Origin of the sequence: Nostoc sp. DedQUE08 (assembly GCF_034530895.1) — a bacterium.
In the GTDB taxonomy this organism is placed as follows: Bacteria; Cyanobacteriota; Cyanobacteriia; order Cyanobacteriales; family Nostocaceae; genus Nostoc.
This window is the reverse complement of record NZ_JAVRCD010000129.1, coordinates 1-2,985: the sequence shown is the minus strand read 5'-3', so window position 1 is coordinate 2,985 and position 2,985 is coordinate 1. Positions and strand designations below refer to the sequence as shown.

Below are 2,985 nucleotides of genomic sequence, written 5' to 3'. Positions count from 1 at the left end.
GAGAAGCGACCCCTCTTATTTAAACCCTTATGGTGTCTGATGTCCAGATGCCCTTTGCGACGGGGTCGGTGAATAAAGAAATTTTTACCTTTACAAGGGAATATAAAAACTCTGAAATCCTTGTACAGAGGGACATCGGCAGGATCAACGAGAACATAAGCATTTTCCAGTTTTGCCGACCCCGCCGCAGAGAAAGTAAAAAACTTAGTAAATTTGTCATTCGCATGAAACCACTAGCACGATCTCAAACCAGCACTTACTTTTGAGGTGTAGAGAAAACAGAAACAACTATCAAACATCATATTTATGTATATCTCTTCCCGCGCTGCATTAATCCGTAATCTTGGAATAGCTTTACTCAACGGTGCTATCACTCTAATTATCCTGTTAATAGCACCTTTGGGGCTAACAGCAGTAATCATCAATACAATCTTGATCGCCGTCGCCAGCTTTGTCAACGCTACAGTAGGTGATGCTGTAGTGAATTTTTTGCAACCATCCCAAATTAAAACCTTGCAAGCTGAAATCATTACCCAACAGTCACAAGTGACCAAAGAAAGTAAAAAATAACTAGCAATATTTTACCCGTTTTCCTTTGATATTATCTTAAAATTTTATGCGGACACTGTACGTCTCCCGACAAGGTTGTTATATCAGTCTCAAAGCAGAAACCCTAATCATTAAACAAGGAGAAACTATTCATGGCGAAGTACAATTACCATTACTGGAACAAATACTAATATTTGGTAAATCTCAAATCACTACTCAGGCGATTCGTACTTGTCTATGGCGAGATATCCCCATCGCTTATTTATCCCGCATGGGATACTGCTATGGTCGGCTCATGCCAATTGAACGAGGATATCGTCAATTATCTCGTTATCAGCAACAATTAACAGCAATCGAACGCTTGTTAGCAGCTAGAAAAATTGTCCAAGCCAAACTGAAAAATAGCCGCACATTTTTACAGAGACAACAACGGCGTAACCCTTCCGGAACGGCTGAAATTGCCATCAAAAGTTTAGAAGTTTTGGGACAAAAATCAGGAGAAGCTGAAACGATAGAGCGATTGATGGGATTAGAAGGGGCTGGTGCAGCACAGTATTTTTCAGCCTTCGGTGAATGTTTGAATCATCCTGATTTTGTATTTTTAGCGCGTAGCTGCCGTCCTCCAGGAAATCCGGTGAACGCGATGCTGAGTTTTGGCTACCAAATCCTATGGAATCACCTGTTGACAATAATTGAACTCCAAGGACTAGACCCTTACTACGCTTGTCTACATCAAGGCACAGAACGCCATGCTGCTCTTGCTTCCGATTTAATTGAAGAATTTCGCGCCCCAATTATTGATTCTTTGGTACTTTGGTTAATCAATAGCAAAGTCATGGATACTCAAAACGATTTTGAATATCATGATGGAGGTTGCTATTTGAATAACTCTGGTCGCCCAAAATATATTAAATATTTTTTACAACGCTTGTCAGAAGAAGTACAAAATTCTCAGGGAGAAAAACAACCTCGTTGGGATTTAATGACACAGCAAATTAAATCTTTTAAAGAATTCGTTTATCAGCCTAGCAAACTCTATAAGCCTTATGAAATTCGTTGAATGCTATTTTATGTAATAGTATATGACATACCTTGCGATAAAAGACGCAAAAAAGTGTCTGATTTATTAGAAGGATATGGTCAACGAGTGCAATATTCAGTATTTGAATGTGTTCTTGACCAAAATAAATATAATGAACTGCGAAAAAGACTCCATAAACAAGTGAAAGTTTCAGAAGACAGCGTGCGGTTTTATCCCCTCAGCCGACACACGTTTAACCAAATTGAAACTTGGGGAGAACCACCAGTTACAGAACTCCCAGGTTCAACTATTATCTGATTTACTCCTCTTCGCTCACTCTGAAGAGAAGGAAAGTTCGTCTCCATGATTACCATATTCAGTGGGTATTATTTACGGTACTACAGGCGACAAAATCATTAATTGACGTAATCAAAATAAACTGTCAATGGAACCACTGGAATACTGCCGTTTGTACATTAAAAGCCCAAAGCCACCAGAAAAAAGAGGATATACAGGTGCATACGAACGCCGATCGGGACTAAAGGTCTTGAAATTTCAACATCATCGTAGCTGAATGCAAGCCTTAGCGCACCAAGAAGCAATGACCGTTTGTTCCTGATGAATTGGCACTTTATTGGATAGCCTACTCAGATGTATAAGGGTCTGAGTTTTATGATGAATCATGAAATGCAGTATGCAACTGCTCAACAATCCTTCCGTGATTCATTCTCAACCTGAATGCCGTAATTAATGAACATTGCCGGAATGGATATGTCTAGGGCGTTTGCTAGCTTTTCCATAGTTTCTAACGAAGGATTCAACTCACCTCTTTCCAGGTTGGATATGTAAGTACGATGAAGTTCAGCCCGTTCTGCTAGTTGCTCTTGAGAAAGATCCAGTTCACGCCTACGTCGTCTGACCGCTTTGCCAAAGCGCTGTTTAATACTTAGTTCATTTTTTTCGCTCACTGCACAATGTTCAAAAAGTGCAGAGTATAAGTCTACATATTATAAATAACTCTTTGTAGTGTATAAATAACATTAGAGATTGGTACAAAAAATTTTATGCCTGAAATACCCCTTCAAATACCGCCAGTTGCTTTACCAGAGCTTATTCCCAGCGAATTACCCCAGCAGAAATTTCATCTCGGTGAATGGGTACGATGGTTTCAAGTACCTAACGGCGATTTTGGTCGCATCATTGGAGTCATATACACCCAACAAGCTAGTTGTATTGCCACGGGATTACACTATCTAGTTCTTTTTGATCCGCGCAGTCCCTCTCGTGAAATTTGCATCTGCGACTTCGCTTTTGAGGAAGATATCGAACCCCTGGATAACTCATCCTTGGAAAGGCTTCAGGGCAATCATGTCTGAAGCTCAACAACATCAGCAGTTGCTAGAATTGCACAACCA

5 protein-coding genes are annotated in these 2,985 nt (G+C 40.1%); 4 read left to right on the top strand and 1 reads right to left on the bottom strand.

Translation table 11 applies throughout. The annotated features are described in order from the left end of the window. Positions 1 to 306 precede the first annotated feature (306 nt). The 3 genes from csx18 to cas2 are packed head-to-tail and all read left to right on the top strand — an operon-like array spanning position 307 to position 1,888. Positions 307 to 570, top strand: coding sequence for a CRISPR-associated protein Csx18 (gene csx18, locus RMY64_RS36610; RefSeq protein WP_322702681.1), 264 nt, complete (start codon positions 307 to 309; stop codon positions 568 to 570). A 46-nt stretch (positions 571 to 616) separates the two neighbouring features. Continuing rightward, entirely contained in the window at positions 617 to 1,609 is a 993-nt protein-coding gene (gene cas1, locus RMY64_RS36605) for a CRISPR-associated endonuclease Cas1 (RefSeq protein ID WP_322702680.1), read from the top strand. Continuing rightward, entirely contained in the window at positions 1,610 to 1,888 is a 279-nt protein-coding gene (cas2, locus tag RMY64_RS36600; protein ID WP_322685730.1) for a CRISPR-associated endonuclease Cas2, read from the top strand. 386 nt (positions 1,889 to 2,274) lie between these two features. Here cas2 and RMY64_RS36595 read toward each other — a convergent pair whose 3' ends face one another. After that, a complete protein-coding gene (locus RMY64_RS36595; protein ID WP_322702679.1) occupies positions 2,275 to 2,538 on the bottom strand; it encodes a helix-turn-helix transcriptional regulator in 264 nt (87 codons plus the stop codon). A 96-nt stretch (positions 2,539 to 2,634) separates the two neighbouring features. On the opposite strand from RMY64_RS36595, the gene RMY64_RS36590 reads away from it, so the two are divergent. Beyond that, positions 2,635 to 2,946, top strand: a complete 312-nt coding sequence (locus RMY64_RS36590) for a hypothetical protein (RefSeq protein WP_322702678.1) — start codon at positions 2,635 to 2,637, stop codon at positions 2,944 to 2,946. Positions 2,947 to 2,985 lie beyond the last annotated feature (39 nt).

What these genes read in the sequence shown, in the direction of transcription:
- csx18 (WP_322702681.1), top strand. Translation starts at nt 307, where the DNA reads ATGTATATCTCTTCCCGCGCTGCATTAATCCGTAATCTTGGAATAGCT.
- cas1 (WP_322702680.1), top strand. Translation starts at nt 617, where the DNA reads ATGCGGACACTGTACGTCTCCCGACAAGGTTGTTATATCAGTCTCAAA.
- cas2 (WP_322685730.1), top strand. Translation starts at nt 1,610, where the DNA reads ATGCTATTTTATGTAATAGTATATGACATACCTTGCGATAAAAGACGC.
- RMY64_RS36590 (WP_322702678.1), top strand. Translation starts at nt 2,635, where the DNA reads ATGCCTGAAATACCCCTTCAAATACCGCCAGTTGCTTTACCAGAGCTT.